This is a genomic window from Metabacillus sp. Hm71, assembly GCF_051842955.2.
Classification (GTDB): domain Bacteria; phylum Bacillota; class Bacilli; order Bacillales; family Bacillaceae; genus Metabacillus.
The window spans coordinates 5,320,597-5,343,109 of record NZ_CM200278.1 but is presented as its reverse complement, the minus strand read 5'-3'; the positions used below and the strand labels follow the sequence as shown (position 1 = coordinate 5,343,109).

Genomic DNA, 22,513 nt, shown 5'->3' with positions numbered 1-22,513 from the left:
GTAATATTGTGTAATGATCGTTATTTTTTCGTATAGCTATGTTAAACTCATAGTTGATATTATTACTATGTAAATGGCAGACTTCGCAAGGATTTTTGCGGGTATAAAGGGTGGCTAAAACGATAGGGGTCTACCTGATCACTGCTTAAAAGCGTGAGCCTGAATTGTAAATCAACAGGAAAGTATTAACAACTGCTTAAGTATAAAAATCGGAGGGTAGATTGTGAACTCCAACAAAATAAATAGCAAAGTACTTGATGAAGTGTTGGACAAAATGATCCAAACAGTTGATGGAAGCAAGGATGAAATATTCCAAATTGGCGAACAGTCGCGCCAGCAATATGAGTCATTGGTTGTCGAACTTAGGGATATTAAAACTCAAGTAAGCAATGTGATTGAAGTGGGAGATCAGCTTGAGGTTCAGGCGCGGTTAGCTCGTAACCGGCTTTCAGAGGTAAGCAAGAATTTTAAACAGTTTTCAGAGGATGAAATCCGACAGGCTTATGAAAAAGCCCATAAATTGCAAGTTGAGCTTACGATGATCCAGCAGCATGAAAAACAGCTGCGTGACCGCCGTGATGATTTAGAAAGGCGACTGCTCGGTTTGCAAGAAATCATTGAGCGTTCCCAGTCGCTTGTCAGTCAGATTACGGTTGTCTTAAATTATTTAAATCGGGATATCCGCCAGGTCGGCATTCTATTAGAGGATGCGCAGCAGAAGCAGGACTTTGGCTTACGTATTATCGAAGCCCAAGAGGAGGAGCGCAAACGGGTGTCCAGGGAGATCCATGACGGCCCTGCCCAAATGCTAGCAAATGTAATGATGCGTTCAGAGCTAATCGAACGGATTTACCGGGAACGCGGTCCGGAAGAGGGCTTTAAAGAAATCCGCAACCTCAGACAAAATGTTCGTAACGCCTTATATGAGGTTCGCCGGATTATTTATGACTTAAGACCAATGGCGCTTGATGACTTAGGTCTTATTCCAACCCTCAGAAAATACATGAATACAATCGAAGAATATAATGGGAAAACAAAAATCCACTTTGAAAGCTTGGGCTGTCTTGAAGCAAAGCGGCTGTCACCAAGGTTTGAGGTTGCACTATTCAGGCTGGCCCAAGAGGCTGTAACAAATGCGTTGAAGCATGCTGAAGCAACAGAAATTTCCGTCAAGGTGGAAGCCGCGGAGGAGACCTTTACCATGGTGATCAAGGATAATGGTAAAGGATTTAGTCTTGAACAATTTAAAAGAAAAAAAGACAAAACCTCCTTTGGATTGATTGGCATGAAAGAAAGAGTCGATCTCCTTGAAGGGAAAATAACAATTGATTCGAAAATAGGCTTAGGGACTTTTATCATGATTCAAGTTCCGTATCAAGTTGTGTAACAGATGGTAAATAATGATAAATACGTTCTAAAGGCTTATTGACGGTATAGATGGCTAATAGACTAGAATAAACAGTGGGGAGGCGTAAGCATGAAGACGAAAATTGTAATTATTGATGATCATCAGTTATTTCGTGAAGGTGTAAAACGCATTTTAGATTTCGAACCAAGCTTTGAGGTAATCGCAGAAGGTGATGACGGTGAAGAGGCATTAGCAATCGTTGAATCGCATAAGCCGGATGTCGTTATCATGGATATTAATATGCCAAAAGTCAATGGTGTCGAAGCGACAAAGCAATTAATCGAAGCGAATGCTGATACAAAGGTCATTATTTTATCAATACATGATGATGAAAACTATGTAACACACGCTTTGAAAACTGGTGCAAGAGGCTACTTATTAAAAGAGATGGATGCAGACACTCTAATCGAAGCGGTAAAAGTTGTAGCAGACGGCGGTTCCTACTTACATCCGAAAGTAACCCATAATCTTGTCAATGAATTTAGACGTCTTGCAACAACATCAGGACAAGCTGCCCCAACTCAGAGCTTACAACCAGAAATCCGACGTCCATTGCATATTCTTACTCGTCGTGAATGTGAAGTGCTGCAAATGCTGGCGGACGGAAAAAGCAATCGCGGAATCGGTGAAGCTTTATTTATCAGTGAAAAAACAGTTAAAAACCACGTAAGTAATATTCTGCAAAAAATGAATGTAAATGACCGTACACAAGCTGTAGTCGTTGCGATTAAAAACGGCTGGGTTGAAGTGAAGTAAAATGAGAGTCAGGCTCTTTATAGGGCTTGGCTTTTTTATTTAGGAAGTGGGGGATTTGATTTAAGTGAGGTAGGCAAAAAATGAGGTAGGTGGTTCAATTAATTGTTTAGGTGGTTCAAATAAAAAGGAGCGTGGTTCAATTTAAATTAGGTGGTTCAAAAATTAGTATACTTGGTTCAAATAATCAGATAGATGGTTAAATAATTCAAGTAGGTGGTTCAAAAAACAAGACAAGTGATTCAATCCCACTCTCTTTCCCATTCCCCAACCATACCATCCGGCTAATTTCAATTTTCAACAATCACAAACCCATCAGTAACTAGTGAAATTCCTGACAGTATCCGTTAAAATGAAAAGAAAACGATGATTTCGTTGTAGGAAGGAATTTAATCATGAAAACGGCTATTTTAACAGATAGTACCGCATATATAACAAAAGAATTGCGCGAAAGGCACCATATACATATGATTCCATTAAGTGTTATCTTTGGCACGGAGACCTATCAGGAAGAGATCGAAATAACGGACGAAGAATTTTTTGCAAAGGTAAAGGAGATGCAGACACTTCCGACGACCTCACAGCCTTCAGTAGGGGAGTTTGTTGCTATATTTGAAAGACTTGCAAAGGAATATGATGCAGTGATCTCGATTCACCTTTCCAGCGGTGTAAGTGGTACCTATAATGGGGCGGTAACTGCAGGCGAAATGGTCGAGGACTTAAAGGTGTACCCGTTTGATTCGGAGATGAGCTGCATGGTGCAGGGCTTTTATGCGCTTGAAGCTGCGAACATGGCCGAGGCAGGAAAAACACCTGATGACATTCTAGGCCGTTTAGAAGAAATGAAGCAATCAATGCGTGCCTACTTTATGGTAGATGATTTAACAAATCTGCAGCACGGCGGGCGGTTAAGCAGTGCACAGGCGTTGATTGGCAGCTTGCTTCAGGTAAAACCGATTCTCCACTTTGAAAATAAAGTAATCGTTCCATTTGAAAAAATCCGCACCCGTAAAAAGGCGTTAAATAGGGTTTTTGAACTTTTTCATGAGGATGCGATACAAAAGATTCCGATGCGAGCGGTTGTGATCCATGCCAATCGTCCCGAGGAAGCGGCGAAAATGAAGCAGGAGCTTGAAGAGAAATATCCGCATGTTGAATGCTTGACAAGCTATTTTGGTCCGGTTATTGGCACACATCTCGGTGAAGGTGCAATTGGTTTAGGATGGTATAGGAAATAAGTCTTAATTCAAGTGGCTTAAAAGTTTGGATAAATGAGGGGAAAGTACGAAAGATCTAGTTCTTTTCTCCTTTATTTAAGTAAAATTATGGACATGTCCTTTTTAATCCTTCATAATACTCATGGAATTACGTATAGGAAGGTTTGATCGTTATGAGTGTTTCTACTAATCATTCTCAATCCGCAAAGGACATCAGTAAACGTACATATCGCCATTGGACAACCCTAGAAGACAGAAAGCTTTTAGAATTACGCAACAGTGGCATGAAATTCCGCCATATCGCAACACAGTTATCCCGCACAGCGATTAGTGTCGAAAAACGCTATCGAAAAATCTCAAAATCTGATTGAGGTGACATATGAGATTTTTACTCCACCATCATAGCTTGACTCCAGTATTATCCCGCCAGAAAGGATTGCCAATCGGGCGCTTGTATCCTCTACTACAGAATCCACTTCAGCATGATTTTGATTATTCCATCCAGCTTCAGCATTACCTTTTTGGTAGGGAATTACTTCATTCGGAGCTTCCATTCTCGATCGAGCTGCTCCACACTCATTATCAAAAAGGGTTTATACAATTAAACCATGGAGTGACCCGCAAAAAAGACCGTTTACTCTGCAATCGCTGCGGCAATGATAAACCTGCTTATTTTGCCTACTTTTCCTGCGCGCGCTGCGGGGAAGCCCAGTGCCATTATTGCAGAAACTGTATTATGATGGGGCGGGTAAGCGAGTGTACCCCTTTATATCGCTGGGTTGGGCCTGCGCCTGAAGGGAAGGCCGCTGCTTCATTAGAGTGGGATGGTGTGCTGTCAAAAGGGCAGGCCCACGCCTCAGAGCAGGTCGCGGATGCCATACGTCATCATCAAGAGCTCCTCGTTTGGGCCGTATGTGGCGCGGGGAAAACAGAAGTGTTGTTTAGCGGCATTGAATATGGACTGAAAAATGGTAAGAAAATCTGCATCGCCACCCCTCGAACAGATGTTGTACTAGAATTAGCCCCACGTTTAAAGAAAGTCTTTCCAACCGTTGACATCACGGCCCTCTATGGCGGCAGTGAAGAAAGAAACAAGCCTGCCTCCTTATACCTTTCAACGACCCATCAATTATTACGATTTAAAGAAGCCTTTGACGCCATCATCGTTGATGAGGTTGATGCGTTTCCCTATTCGGCTGATAAGTCCCTGCAATATGCCGTAGAAAAATCACGAAAGCCTGTCAGCTCGCTCATTTACTTAACTGCGACACCATCAAAACGGTGGAAAAGAGAGGTTGAACAAAACAAGCGCAAGGCAGTGAAAATCCCTGCGCGCTACCATGGGCATCCGCTCCCAGTTCCGGCATTTAAATGGTGCGGCGATTGGCGGAAAAAGGTAAAAAAGGGTACCTTGCCAACTGTTATTTTAAAGTGGATCTCCGCACAGCTGCAAAGCAAGAAGCAAGCATTTTTATTTGTTCCTTCCATTTCCATCATTGACCAGGTTGTTCAAATATGTCAGAAATTTGATGGGCGTATCATTGGGGTTCATGCTGAGGATCCGGAGCGAAAAGAAAAGGTCAAAAGCTTTCGGATCGGAGATATCCCGATTATTGTCACATCTACTATATTAGAGCGCGGTGTCACGATACCTAACAGCGATGTCGCAGTGCTCGGAAGTGAGGATGATATTTTTACGGAAAGTGCCCTTGTGCAAATATCAGGACGGGTCGGAAGAAGTGCTGCCTATCCAACCGGAGACATTATTCTCTTCCATTTTGGCAAAACACAAGCAATGCTCGATGCCAAAAGGCATATTCAAAACATGAATGAGGCAGCAAGAAGAAGTGACCTTCTTACCAAAAATTAGCAGAAATCTTTTAAATAAATCCTTTGTATGGCATAATCAATGTAAAATTTTCATTTGCAAGGAGAGCGATAGTATGATCGTAAATGCAATGGAACGGATTATGAAGGATTTATTGGACGAGTATCAAAACCGTTTACAGCTAACATGTACGTGTGATGAATGCTTGGACGATATTTTAGCGCTCACCTTAAACAAAACCGAGCCTCGTTACGTGACAAAGGAAGAAAAAATCATGTTTGTCAAAGCGGAGTTTGTTGATAAACAGGAAATGACCTCGCTTTTAGTGAAGCTGGCCGAATGTGCAAAAATTGTTTCAGACAGGCCGCTTTGTCAAAACCAGCAAAAAGGGAATGATTCCAATCATCTGTCTAATCTGTAACCAAAAAATGTCTGCAAAGGCTTCCTGGACAAGCTTGCTTCTATTACCAGAAGAAAAAGCTTGTGATGAATGCTATCAATCATTAAAAAAGATTACAGGCACCACCTGTCCAGCCTGCTGCAGACCACAAGAAGCAGAAACGCTTTGTAATGATTGCAAAAAGTGGGAGGATGATCCGCAGTGGAAAAATATCCTCCAAAGGAATGTTTCGGTGTTTGAATATAATGATGCGATGAAGGAGATTTTGTCCACCTTTAAATTCCGCGGTGATGCCTCTTTAGTGGAGGTTTTTCAAAAAGATATTTCCGCCTGCTATAGAGATGATATTTCCACCCTTCAGATTGATTTTGCTGTCCCAATCCCCTTAAGCAAGGAACGTTTGTATGAACGCGGCTTTAATCAGGCGAAGCTTCTTGCCGACCTCCTGCCTCTTCCGCAACAAGAGCTCCTCCAGCGTACCCACCATGAAAAACAATCCAAAAAATCACGACTTGAACGACTTTCAGCTGCAAATGTGTTTTCTTATGCGGCCTCTAGTAAAATAGAACATAAGACAATCCTGCTTGTTGATGATATTTATACTACAGGCAGCACCTTAAGAAATGCTGCAAAGCTACTTATTCAAAATGGGGCAAAAAGTGTTTTCTCTTTAACATTAATTAGAAGCTAAAAATGTGAACATTTCTGTCGATATAAAAGATAGACAATAACCGGATAGGAGAATGACAATGGGAGAATTAGCGAATTGCCCAACATGCAATGCCTTGTTTGTGAGAACACCATTTCGCGTTGTTTGTGATGCATGCTTTCTAGAAGAAGAAAAAACATATGAAACGGTTTATCGTTTTTTACGCAAGCGGGATAACCGCAAGGCGATGCTTCATGAAGTGGTAGCAGAAACGGGTGTTGCAGAGGATTTGGTGTTAAAATTTATTCGTACCGGGAGAATTCAGCTTGTGAACTTTCCTAATCTTGGCTATCCATGTGACAAATGCGGGAAGATGATTAGAGAGGAACGCATGTGTGAAGGCTGTAAAAAGGAACTTACCAAACAGCTTCGTCAAATCGAGCAGGAAGAAAAGATCAGCGAACAAAATAAGTCGAAAAGCCCTAGCTCCACTTACTACTCCCAAAGAACTAAAAATTAGCTTATTCCTAAATAAATCGAAAAGCGATCCGATATAGAGGTTATGAAAAACGAACGAAAGCGAGGGATCTTCTTGAAAATTAATCATCTAGGCTCCATGGGCATCAATCCATACCAACGAAATATAGAAAAAAATGCGGCTGCCGCACAAAAGCCGCAAGCAAAGGAAGATAAAGTAGAGATTTCCCAGGAAGCGTTGGATCTGCAACAAGCCAACGAAATGACCAAAGCAAGACAGGAAAAGGTCCAAGCGATCAAACAGCAGCTGGAGAGCGGAAACTATACAATTGATCCAAAGGCCATTGCCGAAGGACTGCTTAAGTTTTATAAAAAATAACATCTAAGGCTATGGAGGCTATACAATGTCAGCCGAAACATTAATCCGAACATTAGAAAAGCTTTTGCAACTTCATCGAAATCTCTATCAAGTAACCACTCAGAAGACTGAAATCCTTAAAAATGAAAATATAGGGGAATTAAAGGAGCTGCTTAAAAAGGAGCAGATGTTTGTTCAAGCGATCAAGCAAATTGAGACCGAGAGAATTCAAGCATCGACTGAATTTTTAGGTGCTGAAGACATAACCCTTACAGCATGCATTGAAAAGGCAGAAGGGGAACAAAAGGAGAAGCTTAAGCAATTTTCAGCTAATTTCAGTGTGATCATCGACAAGCTAAAGGCGGCAAACCAGCTCAATCGGGAATTGACACAGCAGGCTTTGCAATTTGTTTCTCTTTCTCTTGATATGCTAATGCCTCAAGAAAGCTTAATAAATTATCAGCGCCCGGACGGAATGAAACAACCATCAGATAAAACGAGAAGATCACTATTTGATTCTCAAGCATAATGAAAGGAGGAAACGAGAATGTCGACCTTTTTTGGATTGGAAATTGCCAAGAAGGGAATGTTCACGCAGCAAAGCGCATTAAGCACAACGGCGCATAATATTGCCAATGCCAACACACCGGGATACACCCGTCAGCGAGTCAATTTTGTCCAGACCGAGCCATATCCGCCGGTTTCAGTGAACAGCCCGACGATTCCGGGACAGCTTGGAACAGGTGTAAAGGCAGGAACGGTGCAGCGTGTGCGCGAAGGGTTTTTAGATACGCAATATCGAAGCGAAAATAATAAATTTGGCTATTGGGAGTCTCGTGCTAATGCCTTAGAGAAAATGGAGGAAATTATGAATGAGCCCTCTGATACAGGATTGTCCGTCACGCTTGACCGCTTCTGGCAGTCAGTGCAGGATTTAACCGTTAACCCGACGAATGCCGGAGCCCGTTCAGTCGTACGTGAGCGCGGTGTTGCGGTTGCCGAAACCTTCCAGTATCTTTCAACTTCGCTTAAGTCGATTCAAGGGGATTTAAAAAATGAACTTGATGTGACTGTGAAGGAAATCAATTCGCTTGCAGCACAAATCAATAATATTAATCAGCAAATTTCAAAGGTTGAGCCAAACGGCTATTTGCCAAATGACTTATATGATGAACGCGACCGTTTGCTTGATCAGCTATCGTCCCTTGCGAATATAAAAGTGTCAGCCACTCCATCTGGAGGCAACGCCCTTCCAATTGCAGAAGGATCGCTAACCGTTGAGATTGTAGACGATAATGGGAACTCACTCGGTACGCTTGTTGACGGCAGCGAGAAAACCATTTCCGAGCTTTCAGTAGGCTACAATGCGGATAATGGCTTAGTCGAGTCGGTATCAATCGGTCAAAATCGTCTCGATGTATTAGATTTTAATAGCACCGGAAAAATCAGCAGTTTAATCGATTCCTACGGCTATACGTATCAGGAGGGAGGAAGCATAGTGGAAACCGGACTGTTCCCTGATATGCTTTCAAATCTTGACACGATGGCGTATGAATTTGCTGCTAAATTTAATGAGGTTCATAAAGAAGGCTGGAGCATCGAGGATTACAACTCCGGTTCTCACACTCCTGTAGATTTCTTCACATTTGGAGAAGAAGGGTTAACTGATTCAAAAGGGGCAGCTTCCCTCATGCAAGTATCAGAGGATATTCTCAATTCAACGGATCATATCGCAGCAGCTCTGCCTGATGAAGCCGGAGAGGTTTCAATAGCTGACAACCAAAATGCGACAAGACTAGCTGATGTGAAAAACAAAACCTTTACGATTGATGGGAATACAACCTCTTTTCAAAATTACTATGAAGGCATCATCGGCGGCATGGCTGTTGATGCGCAAGAAGCGGAACGGTTAACAACAAACAGCGGTGTCCTAAGGGATGCTGTTGATCTAAGAAGACAATCTGTAAGTGCCGTCTCGCTTGATGAGGAAATGACCAATATGATCCAATTCCAGCATGCATACAATGCAGCGGCGCGAATGATCACGATGCAGGATGAACTATTAGATCGGATTATAAATGGTATGGGAATATCCGGAAGGTAGGTGAATAAAACATGCGTGTTACACAAAGTATGCTGGCAGCCAACTCGCTGCGCCACCTAAGCCAAAGCTACTCTAATATGGGGAAATACCAGGATCAGCTTGCAACAGGAAAAAAAATCAACCGCCCTTCTGACGACCCGGTTGTCGCGATTAAAGGGATGTACTACAGAACAAACCTGACCGAGGTTGAACAATATAAACGAAACCTGTCAGAGGCTTATCAATGGATGGAAAACTCTGAAGCGGGCATCGAGCATGCAACACAGGTCATTCAGCGTGTTCGCGAGCTGCTCATTCAAGGCCAAAACGGGACAAACAGCCCTGAGGATTTAAAATCGATTGCCGTAGAAATCGGCCAGCTAAAGGAAGACTTGGCAAGTGTGGCAAACACCCAGGTTGCCGGACGCTATATTTTTAATGGCACGAAAACCGACAGTGCACCGGTAACGATTGACAATGGAACGATCACAGTCGACATGAATACAGAGGCATTCAATGTAGAGGTCTCCAGCGGGGTTAACTTAAAGGTGAATATCAATCCGTCAAATATATTTGGTGAAGACCTGTTCATCACCCTGCAATCGATTGAAGATGCCTTGAACAGTGGAAACATGGAAACGGGGGATGAACTGCTAGAGCATTTAGATAACCACTTTGATGTTATGTCTGCCGAACGCTCTGAAATTGGCGCGCGCTATAATCGGTTAGAAATGATTGATGCGAGAATTCAAGATCAGGAGATCATTGCGAACAGGATTTTATCAGAGAACGAGGATGCGGATATCGAAAAGGTGATTACAGATTTAACGATTCAGGAAAGCATTCACCGCGCTTCATTAGCTGTAAGCTCGAAAATTATTCAGCCGACATTGATTGATTTTTTAAGATAATAGGATAATTTGGTCTGACACATGTGGTGGTCAGACCTTTTTACTAGGGAGTGATCATAAATGAATGTACCGCAAATCCGCCTGCAAAGTATATCCGCACAACTTAGCATTCATACTACTAAAGGACACCAGATGATTGAGCAGCCGAAAGCGGAGTTGTCTATTGAACAGCCAAAAGCTGAACTAACAATTGAAACGACTCCTTCCAGCTTGACAATAGATCAGACAGAAGCGTGGGCGGATATGGATTTGAAGCATATTTCTCGTAGAATTGCAGAGGCTGCCGAGCAGGGGAAACAGGATGTACTAGAAGGAATTGCAAGGAGAGCCCAGGAAGGCGAAAGGCTTAAGCGAATTGAAGATGGAGGCAATCCGATTCCTGAAATCGCCAAGCAGCGAAGCCAAAAGCCAATCTATCCTGTTACTATCGGATATATTCCTTCAGCCGGCAGTGTGAAAATCAACTACGAGCCAGCGAAGGTCAATATTGATGTGAAACCCAGCAAACCAGTGAACAATGCGACAATCCATAAACCGATCATAGTCTATCAGCCTGGAACGGTTGACGTAGAGCTTGCAAGAAGAAATGAACTGTTTATCGATTTTGAATCGGATAATAAAGGAGATTAAAAGAATGAAGATTACGACAAAGTATCATGGAGCGATAGATATTGCTGAGAAGGATATCCTGCATTTTCAAAACGGGCTGCCGGGTTTTAGTGACGAAAAAACGTTTGTGCTTCTCCCGTTAGATGGAGATTCACCATTTTGGATCCTGCAATCAACCTCAACCCCGGAGCTCGGATTTGTGCTGGTTAATCCATTTGGCTTTTTTCCAGAATACGAATTTGATATCTCAGAAAATGACAAGCAAATGCTAGAGTTGAAATCAGAAAAAGATGTAGCGGTTTGGACAATTCTGACGGTGAAGGACCCATTTGAAAACTCAACCGCGAATTTGCAGGCACCGATTGTTATCAATGTGGAAAGTAATCAAGGAAAGCAACTGATTTTAAATGATTCACGCTATACAACAAGACAATCATTATTTCTTGAAAAGGTTGCAAAATAGGAGGTGGAAGCATGCTAGTGTTGACAAGAAAACAAAACGAATCGATCCAGATTGGCGACAATATTGAAATCACCATTCTCGCGGTTCATGGAGATCATATTAAATTAGGCATTAAAGCGCCAAAAGACGTTGAAGTGCATCGGAAGGAAGTATATATGTCCATTCAGGAATCAAACAACGAAGCGGCCTCCACACTCCCGAACATCATGGATATTTTAAAGAATTCATCGAAAAACCTTAAGTAAAAACTTGAGGTTTATTATTTTTTTCTGCAGAAAACTATAAAACTATTTTCGCAAATGTCGATATATAAAGTAAGAGGTTGAACAAATGGCGGCCGACATGAGGGAGACCTTATTTTAGAAGATTCACATGGATGTGAATCGGACTTATATTCAAGGAGGAAGTATAGAAATGAGAATTAATCATAATATTGCAGCGTTGAATACTTATCGTCAGTTGAATAGTGCTTCTACTGCACAATCAAAATCTATGGAGAAATTGTCTTCTGGACTTCGTATTAACAAAGCTGGTGATGATGCAGCTGGTTTAGCGATTTCTGAGAAAATGCGTGGGCAGATTCGTGGGTTGGACCGAGCAGCTGCAAATGCTCAAGATTCTATTTCATTGATTCAAACTGCTGAAGGTGCTTTAAACGAAACACATGATATTCTTCAACGTATGCGTGAATTATCTGTACAATCTGCAAATGATACTAACACAGCAGACGACCGTGCTGAAATTCAAAAAGAGGTTGACCAGTTAAAAGAAGAAATCAACCGAATCTCTGATACTACTGAATTTAATACTAAAAAGCTTCTAAATGGTAATGTTGCAAGCACTGCGACAGTTGGTGGTACAAATACTGCAAAAATTGATGCGGCAACTGTGGAAAATGCTAAATTAGATAGTGGAACATATACAATTGAAATTAGTGGAACAGCTAACCAAGGATTTGCAGATGCAGTAGATGCTGGAACTGGCTTAGTTGCTGGTACGGATGTAACGGTTGGAACAGCCGCCTCAGCAAAATATGGAAGTTATCAATTAAAAGTTGAAGATGACCAAGAAAATGCTGGCATGAAAAAACTAACATTAATTGATAGCAATACTGGTGAAGAATTGGCATCCCAAAATAATGTGTCTACTGCTGCTGGTACTACAAGCCTTCAAGGTTTTTCAATTGATAATACAGCAATTGGTGGAAATGGTACTCTATCTTTTGACTATGAAGGTGACCATACAGTAACTCTTAAACAAGGAGCAGCAACACTAGAAACTAGAACATTAACAGATTTAAATAAATCTGAAATTGAAATAGGGGGCTTAAAGTTAAGCTTTAATGCGGATATTACGGATGGTACTGATACATCAGTTACTATTGTAAACAACTCGTTAACTACTCATATTGGTGCAAATAAGGACCAAACAATGAGTATTAATATAAATGATATGTCTTCAAAAGCTTTAGGTGTAGATAATCTCGATTTGACTTCACAATCTGGTGCAGAAAGTGCCATTGAAGCACTTGATAGCGCAATTAAATCAGTATCAGCTGAACGTTCTAAGCTAGGTGCATTCCAAAACCGTTTAGAACACACTATCAATAACTTGAATACATCATCTGAAAACTTAACTGCTTCAGAATCACGTATCCGTGACGTAGACATGGCGAAAGAAATGATGAACCAAACAAAGAATTCTATTCTATCTCAAGCAGCTCAAGCAATGTTGGCTCAAGCGAACCAACAACCACAAGGAGTTCTTCAACTTCTTCGTTAATAAGACTTATAAAAAATGGCCTTCTCATTTTAGAGAAGGCCATTTTTATATGTTTTGCCCAAAATATGGTAGAATTAAATAGCAACTGAATATTGGAAGGGTGGTTGGTTGTCAGTCTTCTTTCTTTTAAGGAAAGGAGGTGATAATCATGGAAACATTTCTTGAATTTCTCCGAGAAGTTATGAAAGGGATTGTACGTGAAGTAAGTGCATATCTCTTTCGGATAAACGTTTTAGAAAACAAGAAAACCACCCCTCGCCGTCGAAAGCAGGGTGGTTCTCGAAAAGTAAGATAAATTTTTGACAACCAGCACCCTGACGGTAAAAGGTTGCAGAGAGAAGTGTTGGCGCACTTCTCTCTTTTATTATATGTCCATTTTACACCAGAAGTATGCTTTTGTTCAAATTTGAATTCTAATACCGAATATATGTTCCTATCTTGTTATATAATGAAGTATAATATGGTTAAGGGGTGTGATAAACTAATGATGATAAATTATGTCCTCGAGAAGCCTCAACATTACGGTGTGATCGATTATGATGGTCTTTGGAAGAAGCTGATCTATGAATTGTTTGAAGAGTTTGTGTTATTTTTTGCTGCAGATTTGTATGAGGAAATTGATTTTTTAAAGGAACCTGAATTTTTGCAGCAAGAGCTCTTTCAAGAATTCATTCAAGAAAAAAAGGGCAGACAAGTAGCGGATCAAATTGTTAAAGTGTTTTTAAAGAGTGGCGAGGAAAAGTGGGTACTGATTCATATTGAGGTGCAGGGAGACAGGGAATCAGACTTTTCGAAGAGAATGTTTCGGTATTATTACAGGATTTTTGATAAATACGATCAGGATATTGTCGCAATTGCCCTGTTAACGGACGACTCAAAAAGCTTTCTGCCTAATCAATATCACCGTTCGTATCAAGGAACAGAATTAACATATAAATATAATATGTACAAATTTCATGATCAAGATGAAAATGAACTTTTACAATCAAGCAATCCATTCGCCATCGCTGTGCCAGCAGGCAAATTTGCAAATGAGACAAAAAATGATGCTGAAAAGCGCTACCGCTTTAAACACAAATTTATCCGGTTAGTATTGCAGATGAACGAATATCAGCCAAAAGAACAACGCATCTATCTATCTGCCTTAATCTACTTCATTAACTACTTACTGCAAATTCCTGAAGAACTAACAGAAAAACTAAAAAATGAAATCATTCTCTCAAAGGAGGAAATAGAGATGGTGTATTTAGACCGAAAAAACTTACCGCCAACTTTTGGTGAATTGATCAAATTAGAGAGGGAAGAGGGATTACAAAAAGGATTAAAAGAAGGACTAGAAAAAGGTCGACGAAGAGTTGCAAAAAATATGCTTAAAGAAGGGTTCGCGATTGAGATGATAGCTAGGTTGACGGAGCTATCAGAAGAAGAGGTTCGGAAGTTGTGAGGAGCAGGGTGGTGGGGGACAAGGAACCAATCTCATGATCAAGATAAAAATGAACTTCTACAATCAAGCAACCCATTCGCGCCAACACCGTGTTATACACTGGAACTATTCTTATGTCACTGTACATCATCTACATTTTCAATTTTCCTAAAGCGCCTATTATTCTACATATAGACACCTCTAACTTTACCTTATTCACTATAAAAATAGTTCACTCAATCCCTAAACATACCCAAACAAAAACCGATAAAAATAGTAGACAACGAACCAATAGGAGTGTTACCCATGACTGTTGAAAACCTTTCTTCACAGCCTGCACTTCATCGTAAAGACAAAAACCATAAAATCGGCTCCAAGGAGACCTTAAACAAACGTTTAATTGAAAATCAACAAGCAGCAAATCAGCCGTCTAAAGAAGAACTTGAAAAGGCCGTTAAAAGCTTAAACGATTTTATTGATTCTTCCAGGACACATATTCAATTCAAGTTACATGAAAAATTGAACGAATGCTATGTCACGGTTGTTGATGATCAGACACAAGAGGTTGTTCGCAAGATTCCCTCTAAGAAGCTGCTTGATATGTATGTAGCAATGACAGAGTTTATCACAATCTTAACGGGCAGTAAAGCACCCACGTCAAAGAGAAGCTCAAAGAAGATAAGTGGGGGCTAACTGCCCGTAAAGATCCGACGAAGGACAGGATGTCCAAGTAGGCGAAGCCACAGGATGTGGCGGTTTAAGCGTGATAAGTCTCGCTTTATCGGGTTATTCATAGATAAAAAAATATAGGAGGTGCTTGCGGACATGGCAATTCGAATCGGCGGTTTAGCCAGTGGCATGGACATTGACACCATTGTGAGTGATTTAATGAAGGCGGAGCGTATGCCATTGGATAAGCTCACCCAAAGAAAGCAAATTTTAGAGTGGCAGCGCGATGATTACAGAGACATGAATAAGCTGTTAAAAGAGCTGGATGACATGCTGTTCATTAATCAAAACAGTGTTGGCAGGGAAGCGACGTTTTTAAAGAAGACTGTCACTAGCTCTGATGAATCAAAGGTAACGGCAAAAGCGATTAATGCACAAACCAATGTCTCATCCACAATTGACGTCTTAAGTTTGGCCAGTTCTTCTACCTGGAAAACATCAGGCGATATTAACTACACCGCACAGGACATTGAATTAAAGTTTAAGGTAAAAGATCCTGGTGCGAATGAATATCGTTATACCTCGGTCAAACTTTCAGCAACCGATACATTAGATAATGTTATCAATAAAATTAATGCTTCGGGTCTTGGCGTAACCGCGATGAAGGAAAACATCAAAGTACCGAATACAGACCCTGCAATCTACCAAGATACCATCGTTTTTACAAATAATAAAGCAGGGGCTGGAGTAGAAATTGCAGTAGATGAACGTGATGCAGCTTCTGCGACCGCGACGAAAGACTTTATGAGCAGTCTTGGTTTTTCTTGGGGAGGAACCTCAGGCAATTCGTTAGTAGCCGACCAAAATGGACAAGACGCTACGATCAAAGTAAACGGCTATGAAATGCAAAAAAGCTCCAATACCTTTACGATCAATGGCATTGAATACACAGCTAAAGGAGTCACAACACAAACAGTGGATGGTGTAACGACTTCAAACTCTGTATCCGTCTCATCATCCATTGATGTAGATAGTATTCTCGATTCCATCGTCCAATTTGTTAATAAATACAATGAGGTTATTGATAAAATCAATGATAAAGTATCTGAAGAGCGGTATCGTGACTACCAGCCGCTTTCCGACGAACAAAAAAAGGAAATGGACGAGAAAACAATCGAGCTTTGGGAAGAAAAAGCCAAAAGTGGTTTGTTGAAAAATGATTCCATCCTTCCTAGCGGGTTAAATCAAATGAGAATGGACTTTTATAAACCAGTTACCAATTCAACCAATATCAAAGGATTCACACAGTTAGCTGAAATCGGAATCAGCACTTCCTCTAACTATTTAGAAAAAGGGAAATTAATCATCGATGAATCCAAATTGCGGGAGAAGATTCAGGAAAACCCTTCTGCCATCTATCAATTATTCAATGCTGATGGAGGGACAGAAGAGACGACCGGAATTGCTAAACGACTCCGTGAAACAATTGATGAAACGATCAAGAACATTGAAGAAAAAGCAGGTAATTCGTTAAAAGTGAACAACCAGTTTACCATCGGACGAACTCTTAACTCGATCGAAGACCAAATCGATCATTTCGAAGACCGTCTCATCCAAATCGAAGACCGTTACTGGCGTCAATTCACTGCAATGGAAAAGGCGATACAGCAATCAAACTCGCAAATGTCCTATCTTATGCAGCAATTCTCAATGTAGGAAAAAGGAGTGTCAACTATGGCCATGAATAACCCATACGCAGCTTACCAGCAAAATGCCGTCACAACCGCTTCTCCAGGTGAGGTAACACTCATGCTGTACAATGGCTGTCTAAAATTTATTAAGCTTGCGGGTCAAGCGATGGAACAAAAACAAATTGAAGTGAAAAACACAAATATCCAAAAGGCGCAAAAAATTATTACAGAACTGATGGTCACGTTAAATATGGATCTTGAAATCTCGAAAAATATGCAAGTGATGTATGATTACATCAATTACCGTTTAACCGAAGCGAATGTAAAGAATGATCTGTCCATCCTGCAAGAGGTTGAGGGGCTTGTTGTTGAGTTCCGTGATACGTGGAAGCAGGTTATTCAATTGGCGCGTGCGCAGCAGCATGCTCAAGGTGGACAAGCGTAGTGAGCTCTATAGAAAAGATATACGGCATAACCAAACAGTTATTTGAACTCATGTCTCATCCGGTCATAAAAGATACAAGAGATGACGTGATTCAACGGATCACATCCATGCTTGATCACCGTGAAGAGCTTTTAAAAGAGGTTCAACCTCCTTTTACAGAAAACGATAAGCGAGCTTTCGAGCAAATCGTAGCGTGGAATAAAGTGATCAAAACCAAATTTACCGAGCTTAAACAGCAAATTCAGCTCGACATGGTGCAATTAAAAAGAGCAAAGTCATCGAAGCAGCAATATGTTAATCCATATCAGCATGTCTCCACATCTGACGGCATGTTCTATGATAAGCGAAAATAGGTGAAAACCCATGGTATCCTTAACAAATGATCAATATGAAATGCTTCACTACTATTACACTCTATTGAATACCATTGAAGAAGGATTTGATTATGTCATTGAAAGCTTTACGAATTTAGAGTTAACAGAGGGTGATAGTCTATTTAAAGATATCCTATCGGCCTTTTATCATATCGACTCATCACACCTGACATTATATGCTCTTTTAGAGGAAGAAACCGGGATGATTGAGGAAATGCAGAAGTTCGATCAGGTGATTTTAACATTAGATCGGGAGGCTGCCATCTTTACAACGATTGAACAGCACCATGATTTTGTAAAAAATCAATTATTTCCTGCATTTTTAGCCTGGAAGGAAATGGTCCAAGCCAAGCTGCAGCCATATATTGTTCATTAAAAAACTCGTCATTACCGTGGCGAGTTTTTTCATATCCATTCATGTAGGCGCATATATTATTACACTTAATCCTGTATTTACAAAAATTAAACAAATCTCAACAATTTTCACAAAAAAATTATGAAAATTTTACGTTTAAGCAGGAGACGAGCAAGGGAATATAGAATTAAGTATACATAGCTTTATCATAAAGGAGGAGTTCAATCATGAGATATAACGTCAGAGGGGAAAACATTGAAATAACTCCAGCATTACGAGAGTATGCAGAAAAGAAAATTGGTAAGCTTGAGAAATACTTTGAAGAGTCAGTTGAGGCAAATGTGAATGTCAATCTGAAATTTTATAATGATCAAGAGTCTAAAATAGAGGTAACGATCCCTATGACAGATCTTGTGCTACGTGCAGAGGAGCACCATGAGGATATGTACGCAGCCATCGATCTTGTTGTCAATAAATTAGAACGTCAAATTCGTAAGCATAAAACAAAGGTCAACCGCAAGCTGCGCGAGCAAGGTGCTCCAAAGTTTGTGTTTAGCAATAATCAATCAGAGGAAGAAAGTGCAGCTGTCTTAGACTTGGAAGAGCCACAAGAGGTTGTCCGGACAAAGCGATTTAACTTAAAGCCGATGGACAGTGAGGAAGCGATTCTGCAAATGGACATGCTTGGACATAACTTCTTCGTCTATACAGACTCAAAAACAAATAAAACAAATGTAGTTTATAAACGAAAAGACGGGAAATACGGCTTAATTGAGCCTCACGTATAAAAAGCGACAGCGCCTAACGGGCGCTGTTCTTCGTTTAGAAAGGAGAAAAGATGAACAAACCAAAGATTACCGTTATAGGAAGCATCAATATGGATTTGGTAACGAAAACAAATAAGATTCCAAAGATTGGGGAGACCGTTATAGGCGACTCCTTTTTCACCATACCAGGCGGGAAAGGTGCGAACCAGGCAGTCGCCGCAGCAAGACTAGGTGCTGAGGTTACGATGCTTGGATGTGTAGGAGAGGACGCCTTTGGCCAAGAATTAAAGCAGCATCTTTCTGCCGAAGGAATCAATAGCGAGCATATCCAAACTATCCCTGCCACCTCAACAGGCATTGCCGCGATCACATTATCAGAAGGGGATAACAGCATAATCGTCGTTCCCGGTGCTAATTCTCACGTAACATCTGAATTCGTACGCCAGTCTGAAAGTCTAATTGCCAAAAGTGATATCATCATCCTCCAGCTTGAAATTCCTTTGACATCAGTCATCGAGGCTGTGACAATAGCGAAAAAACATCATGTGTCCGTGATCTTAAATCCAGCACCGATTCAACAACTGCCGAAAAGCCTTGTGCTACAAGCTGACTACATCACCCCTAATGAGCATGAAGAAGAGCAGCTTTTATCAGCCAATGATTTAACGAAAGAAGAGATAAGGGAACTCAAGCAAAAATGCATCGTCACAAAGGGTGCAAAAGGCGTCCAGCTTTATCAGGATGGTAAAGAACTAATCCCGGGCTTTCAAGTAAATGCAATTGACTCAACTGGCGCCGGCGACTGCTTCAACGGAGCATTAGCCGTTTCCATCAGCAAAGGTGCAACTCTAAAAGCAGCCTGCCAATTTGCCAATGCCGCCGCAGCACTTTCCGTAACAAAGCTCGGGGCGCAATCAGGCTTGCCAACTTTAGAAGAAGTTGAGTCGTTTTTGGGTGAAAGTCTCCGACAGGTTTAATAGCTGAAAATAAGAAGGTTCGGTAAATGACGGACAGTCCCAAAAAATTGGGGACTGTCCCCATCTATAGATGTCCCACTCCTTAGACACTTGCCATTGTTGTACCTCCCCATAAATAGTGCTAAAATAAAGAAGAGTTTATTTTAATTAACGTAGGAAATGAATTATTCACTCTACACACAGAGGAGCGTTATGAATGCTTGGAATTTTAAATAAGGTGTTTGATTTTAACAAACGAGCGTTAAATCGTTATGAAAAGATGGCTGATCAGATTGATGCCTTAAGCGGTAAGATGAGCAGCTTATCAGATGAAGAGCTTAAAGCAAAAACAGAAGAATTTAAAGGTCGTTTAGCGAAAGGCGAAACGCTTGATGATCTATTAATAGAGGCTTTTGCTGTTGTGCGTGAAGCAGCGAAGCGTGTGCTAGGCTTATATCCTTACAAGGTTCAGCTTATGGGGGGAATTTCCCTTCATGAAGGAAATATATCGGAGATGAAAACAGGGGAAGGGAAAACCTTAACTTCTACAATGCCTGTTTATTTAAACGCGCTTTCTGGCGAAGGTGTGCATGTTGTAACTGTCAATGAATACTTAGCAGGCCGTGATGCACGTGAAATGGGACAAATTTTTGAATTCCTTGGCATTACTGTTGGTCTTAACTTAAATTCCTTAAACAAGGATGAAAAGCGTGAAGCCTATGCAGCAGATGTTACCTACTCAACAAATAATGAGCTTGGCTTCGATTATCTTCGTGACAATATGGTGCTTTACCGTGAGCAAATGGTACAGCGTCCGCTCAACTTCGCCATCATTGATGAGGTTGACTCGATCTTAGTCGATGAAGCGAGAACACCGCTTATCATTTCGGGACAAGCTGCAAAATCCACTAAGCTTTATCTTCAAGCAAATGGATTTGTCCGTCAACTTAAGCAAGAAGAGGACTATACGTACGATGTAAAAACAAAGGCCGTTCAGCTGACAGAGGACGGAATTACAAAGGCTGAAAAGGCGTTTGGCATTGATAATCTATTTGATATTTCTCATGTAGCATTAAATCACCATATCAACCAAGCATTAAAAGCCCACTTCGTTATGCAGCGCGACGTGGATTATGTTGTGGAAGAAGAGCAGGTTGTCATCGTTGATTCCTTTACGGGTCGTCTCATGAAGGGCCGCCGCTACAGTGATGGTCTCCACCAAGCGATTGAAGCAAAAGAGGGTCTTGAAATTCAAAACGAAAGCATGACACTTGCAACAATTACATTCCAAAACTACTTCCGGATGTATAAAAAGCTTGCCGGTATGACCGGTACAGCGAAAACAGAGGAAGAAGAGTTCCGCAATATTTATAATATGCAGGTTGTTGCAATCCCGACGAACAAGCCGGTTACCCGTGATGACCGACCTGATTTAGTTTACCGTACAATGGAAGGGAAATTCCGTGCGGTTGTTGAGGATGTTAAGCAGCGACATGACCTTGGTCAGCCTGTATTAGTTGGTACGGTTGCTGTTGAAACCTCTGAATTAATTTCCCAGCTTCTGAAGAAAAAGGGTGTACCGCATCATGTATTGAATGCGAAAAACCATGAAAAAGAAGCGGAGATCATCGAAAATGCCGGTCAGCTTGGTGCTGTAACTATTGCTACCAATATGGCAGGCCGTGGTACTGATATTAAGCTTGGCGATGGTGTTCGTGAAAAAGGCGGTCTTGCCGTTATCGGGACAGAGCGCCATGAATCACGCCGGATTGACAACCAGCTCCGCGGACGTTCTGGACGTCAAGGAGATCCTGGTGTGACGCAATTCTACCTTTCAATGGAAGATGAGCTGATGCGCCGCTTCGGTTCAGAAAATATGATGAATATGATGGACCGTCTTGGCATGGATGATACTCAGCCAATTCAAAGCAAAATCGTTTCGCGTGCGGTTGAATCTGCGCAAAAACGTGTTGAAGGAAACAACTTTGATGCCCGTAAGCAGCTTCTCCAATATGACGATGTCTTGCGTCAGCAGCGTGAGGTTATTTATAAGCAGCGCTTTGAGGTTCTTGACTCTGAAAACCTGCGTGATATTGTCGAAAAAATGCTTGTGTCAACAATTGAGCGTACCGTAGCTTCCTATATGCCGCAGGATGAGGATGAGGAAAACTGGAACTTAGATGGCATTGTTGATTATATGAATGCTAATATTCTTCAAGAGGGCGACCTTGAGTTAAATGACCTTCGCGGCCAGGACCCTGAAGAAATCATTGAGATGATCACCAAAAAGGCAAAAGACTATTATGATCAAAAAGAAGAGGATTTTGGTCCTGAGCAAATGCGCGAGTTTGAAAAGGTTATTCTTCTTCGCGCGGTTGATTCAAAATGGATGGATCACATCGATGCGATGGATCAGCTTCGCCAAGGGATTCATTTACGTGCTTACGGGCAGACTGATCCGTTGCGCGAATACCAAATGGAAGGATTTGCGATGTTTGAAAACATGATTGCCGCAATTGAGGAAGATGTGGCGAAATACATCATGAAGGCGCAAATCCGCAATAACCTTGAGCGTCAAGAAGTGGCAAAAGGCCAGACAGCCGTCCATCCAAAAGAAGGCGATGAAAAGCCAAAGAAAAAGCCGGCTCGCAAGGTCGTTGAAATTGGCCGAAATGAGCCATGCATCTGCGGCAGCGGCAAAAAATACAAAAACTGCTGCGGCCAATAAAAGCTAATAGAGATGAAAAAATGAGAGAGGTGACCGCCGCCTCTCTCTTGTTTGCGAAATAGAAGAATAAAAAGTAGTCGGTGCTCATCGGTCGCACTGATTCTGGCATCTGACCTCTGACTTCAAGCACGAGAGTTATCTCAAAGTGAGAGGTTATGTTGATGCGA

26 protein-coding genes are annotated in these 22,513 nt (G+C 41.3%); all 26 read left to right on the top strand.

All coding sequences use genetic code 11. The features are described from left to right. Positions 1–223 precede the first annotated feature (223 nt). The 26 genes from degS (at position 224) to secA (ending at position 22,346) form a co-directional block, all read left to right on the top strand. Positions 224–1,387: a two-component sensor histidine kinase DegS gene (gene degS / locus ACSVDH_RS26285; RefSeq protein WP_299094715.1), complete on the top strand. Its 1,164-nt coding sequence runs from the start codon at positions 224–226 to the stop codon at positions 1,385–1,387. A gap of 90 nt (positions 1,388–1,477) precedes the next feature. Continuing rightward, on the top strand, positions 1,478–2,164 hold the full coding sequence (gene degU, locus ACSVDH_RS26280) for a two-component system response regulator DegU (RefSeq protein WP_439250407.1): 687 nt from the start codon (positions 1,478–1,480) through the stop codon (positions 2,162–2,164). Positions 2,165–2,556: 392 nt separating this feature from the next. Then, complete coding sequence (gene fakB, locus ACSVDH_RS26275) at positions 2,557–3,399, top strand: fatty acid kinase binding subunit FakB (protein WP_439250406.1); 843 nt, start codon at positions 2,557–2,559, stop codon at positions 3,397–3,399. Positions 3,400–3,551: 152 nt separating this feature from the next. Continuing rightward, entirely contained in the window at positions 3,552–3,749 is a 198-nt protein-coding gene (locus tag ACSVDH_RS26270; protein WP_299094882.1) for a hypothetical protein, read from the top strand. A gap of 8 nt (positions 3,750–3,757) precedes the next feature. Continuing rightward, positions 3,758–5,248 carry an ATP-dependent helicase ComFA gene (locus ACSVDH_RS26265; protein ID WP_439250405.1) on the top strand — a complete coding sequence of 497 codons (1,491 nt, stop codon included), beginning with the start codon at positions 3,758–3,760 and terminating at the stop codon, positions 5,246–5,248. A gap of 73 nt (positions 5,249–5,321) precedes the next feature. Then, positions 5,322–5,627, top strand: a complete 306-nt coding sequence (comFB, locus tag ACSVDH_RS26260; RefSeq protein ID WP_299094878.1) for a late competence protein ComFB — start codon at positions 5,322–5,324, stop codon at positions 5,625–5,627. Beyond that, on the top strand, positions 5,548–6,297 hold the full coding sequence (locus tag ACSVDH_RS26255) for a ComF family protein (RefSeq protein ID WP_439250404.1): 750 nt from the start codon (positions 5,548–5,550) through the stop codon (positions 6,295–6,297). The genes comFB and ACSVDH_RS26255 overlap by 80 nt, the downstream gene beginning before the upstream one ends. A 58-nt stretch (positions 6,298–6,355) precedes the next feature. Then, positions 6,356–6,775: a TIGR03826 family flagellar region protein gene (locus ACSVDH_RS26250; protein WP_439250403.1), complete on the top strand. Its 420-nt coding sequence runs from the start codon at positions 6,356–6,358 to the stop codon at positions 6,773–6,775. Between the two features lie 72 nt (positions 6,776–6,847). Beyond that, positions 6,848–7,111 carry a flagellar biosynthesis anti-sigma factor FlgM gene (flgM, locus tag ACSVDH_RS26245; RefSeq protein ID WP_299094870.1) on the top strand — a complete coding sequence of 88 codons (264 nt, stop codon included), beginning with the start codon at positions 6,848–6,850 and terminating at the stop codon, positions 7,109–7,111. A 25-nt stretch (positions 7,112–7,136) separates the two neighbouring features. Then, a complete protein-coding gene (locus ACSVDH_RS26240) occupies positions 7,137–7,619 on the top strand; it encodes a flagellar protein FlgN (protein WP_439250401.1) in 483 nt (160 codons plus the stop codon). An 18-nt stretch (positions 7,620–7,637) separates the two neighbouring features. Beyond that, positions 7,638–9,194 (top strand): flagellar hook-associated protein FlgK, encoded by a 1,557-nt coding sequence (gene flgK / locus ACSVDH_RS26235; protein WP_439250399.1) that lies wholly within the window; start codon positions 7,638–7,640, stop codon positions 9,192–9,194. 11 nt (positions 9,195–9,205) lie between these two features. Next, complete coding sequence (gene flgL / locus ACSVDH_RS26230; RefSeq protein ID WP_439250397.1) at positions 9,206–10,084, top strand: flagellar hook-associated protein FlgL; 879 nt, start codon at positions 9,206–9,208, stop codon at positions 10,082–10,084. Positions 10,085–10,144: 60 nt separating this feature from the next. Next, positions 10,145–10,714, top strand: a complete 570-nt coding sequence (locus tag ACSVDH_RS26225) for a DUF6470 family protein (protein WP_439250396.1) — start codon at positions 10,145–10,147, stop codon at positions 10,712–10,714. Positions 10,715–10,718: 4 nt separating this feature from the next. Further along, complete coding sequence (gene fliW / locus ACSVDH_RS26220) at positions 10,719–11,156, top strand: flagellar assembly protein FliW (protein WP_439250394.1); 438 nt, start codon at positions 10,719–10,721, stop codon at positions 11,154–11,156. An 11-nt stretch (positions 11,157–11,167) separates the two neighbouring features. Continuing rightward, a complete protein-coding gene (gene csrA / locus ACSVDH_RS26215) occupies positions 11,168–11,401 on the top strand; it encodes a carbon storage regulator CsrA (protein WP_439250393.1) in 234 nt (77 codons plus the stop codon). A gap of 169 nt (positions 11,402–11,570) precedes the next feature. After that, positions 11,571–12,938 (top strand): flagellin N-terminal helical domain-containing protein, encoded by a 1,368-nt coding sequence (locus ACSVDH_RS26210; RefSeq protein ID WP_439250392.1) that lies wholly within the window; start codon positions 11,571–11,573, stop codon positions 12,936–12,938. Positions 12,939–13,086: 148 nt separating this feature from the next. Next, positions 13,087–13,233 carry a hypothetical protein gene (locus ACSVDH_RS26205; protein WP_439250391.1) on the top strand — a complete coding sequence of 49 codons (147 nt, stop codon included), beginning with the start codon at positions 13,087–13,089 and terminating at the stop codon, positions 13,231–13,233. Between the two features lie 189 nt (positions 13,234–13,422). After that, positions 13,423–14,382 carry an Rpn/YhgA-type helix-turn-helix domain-containing protein gene (locus ACSVDH_RS26200; RefSeq protein WP_439250390.1) on the top strand — a complete coding sequence of 320 codons (960 nt, stop codon included), beginning with the start codon at positions 13,423–13,425 and terminating at the stop codon, positions 14,380–14,382. A gap of 285 nt (positions 14,383–14,667) precedes the next feature. Further along, positions 14,668–15,054 carry a flagellar protein FlaG gene (gene flaG, locus ACSVDH_RS26195; protein WP_439250388.1) on the top strand — a complete coding sequence of 129 codons (387 nt, stop codon included), beginning with the start codon at positions 14,668–14,670 and terminating at the stop codon, positions 15,052–15,054. Between the two features lie 132 nt (positions 15,055–15,186). Beyond that, positions 15,187–16,746, top strand: a complete 1,560-nt coding sequence (locus ACSVDH_RS26190) for a flagellar hook-associated protein 2 (RefSeq protein ID WP_439250386.1) — start codon at positions 15,187–15,189, stop codon at positions 16,744–16,746. An 18-nt stretch (positions 16,747–16,764) separates the two neighbouring features. After that, positions 16,765–17,166 carry a flagellar export chaperone FliS gene (gene fliS / locus ACSVDH_RS26185; RefSeq protein WP_439250385.1) on the top strand — a complete coding sequence of 134 codons (402 nt, stop codon included), beginning with the start codon at positions 16,765–16,767 and terminating at the stop codon, positions 17,164–17,166. After that, the gene (fliT, locus tag ACSVDH_RS26180; RefSeq protein WP_439250384.1) at positions 17,166–17,519 is read left to right on the top strand and encodes a flagellar protein FliT; all 354 of its coding nucleotides are present in this window, start codon (positions 17,166–17,168) and stop codon (positions 17,517–17,519) included. The genes fliS and fliT overlap by 1 nt, the downstream gene beginning before the upstream one ends. 10 nt (positions 17,520–17,529) lie before the next feature. Next, positions 17,530–17,916, top strand: coding sequence for a DUF8042 domain-containing protein (locus tag ACSVDH_RS26175; protein ID WP_439250383.1), 387 nt, complete (start codon positions 17,530–17,532; stop codon positions 17,914–17,916). A gap of 206 nt (positions 17,917–18,122) precedes the next feature. Further along, positions 18,123–18,683 carry a ribosome hibernation-promoting factor, HPF/YfiA family gene (gene hpf / locus ACSVDH_RS26170; protein ID WP_439250382.1) on the top strand — a complete coding sequence of 187 codons (561 nt, stop codon included), beginning with the start codon at positions 18,123–18,125 and terminating at the stop codon, positions 18,681–18,683. A 50-nt stretch (positions 18,684–18,733) separates the two neighbouring features. Further along, the gene (gene rbsK / locus ACSVDH_RS26165) at positions 18,734–19,639 is read left to right on the top strand and encodes a ribokinase (RefSeq protein ID WP_439250380.1); all 906 of its coding nucleotides are present in this window, start codon (positions 18,734–18,736) and stop codon (positions 19,637–19,639) included. A 196-nt stretch (positions 19,640–19,835) separates the two neighbouring features. Next, the gene (gene secA, locus ACSVDH_RS26160; protein ID WP_439250379.1) at positions 19,836–22,346 is read left to right on the top strand and encodes a preprotein translocase subunit SecA; all 2,511 of its coding nucleotides are present in this window, start codon (positions 19,836–19,838) and stop codon (positions 22,344–22,346) included. The last annotated feature ends 167 nt before the right edge of the window (positions 22,347–22,513 follow it).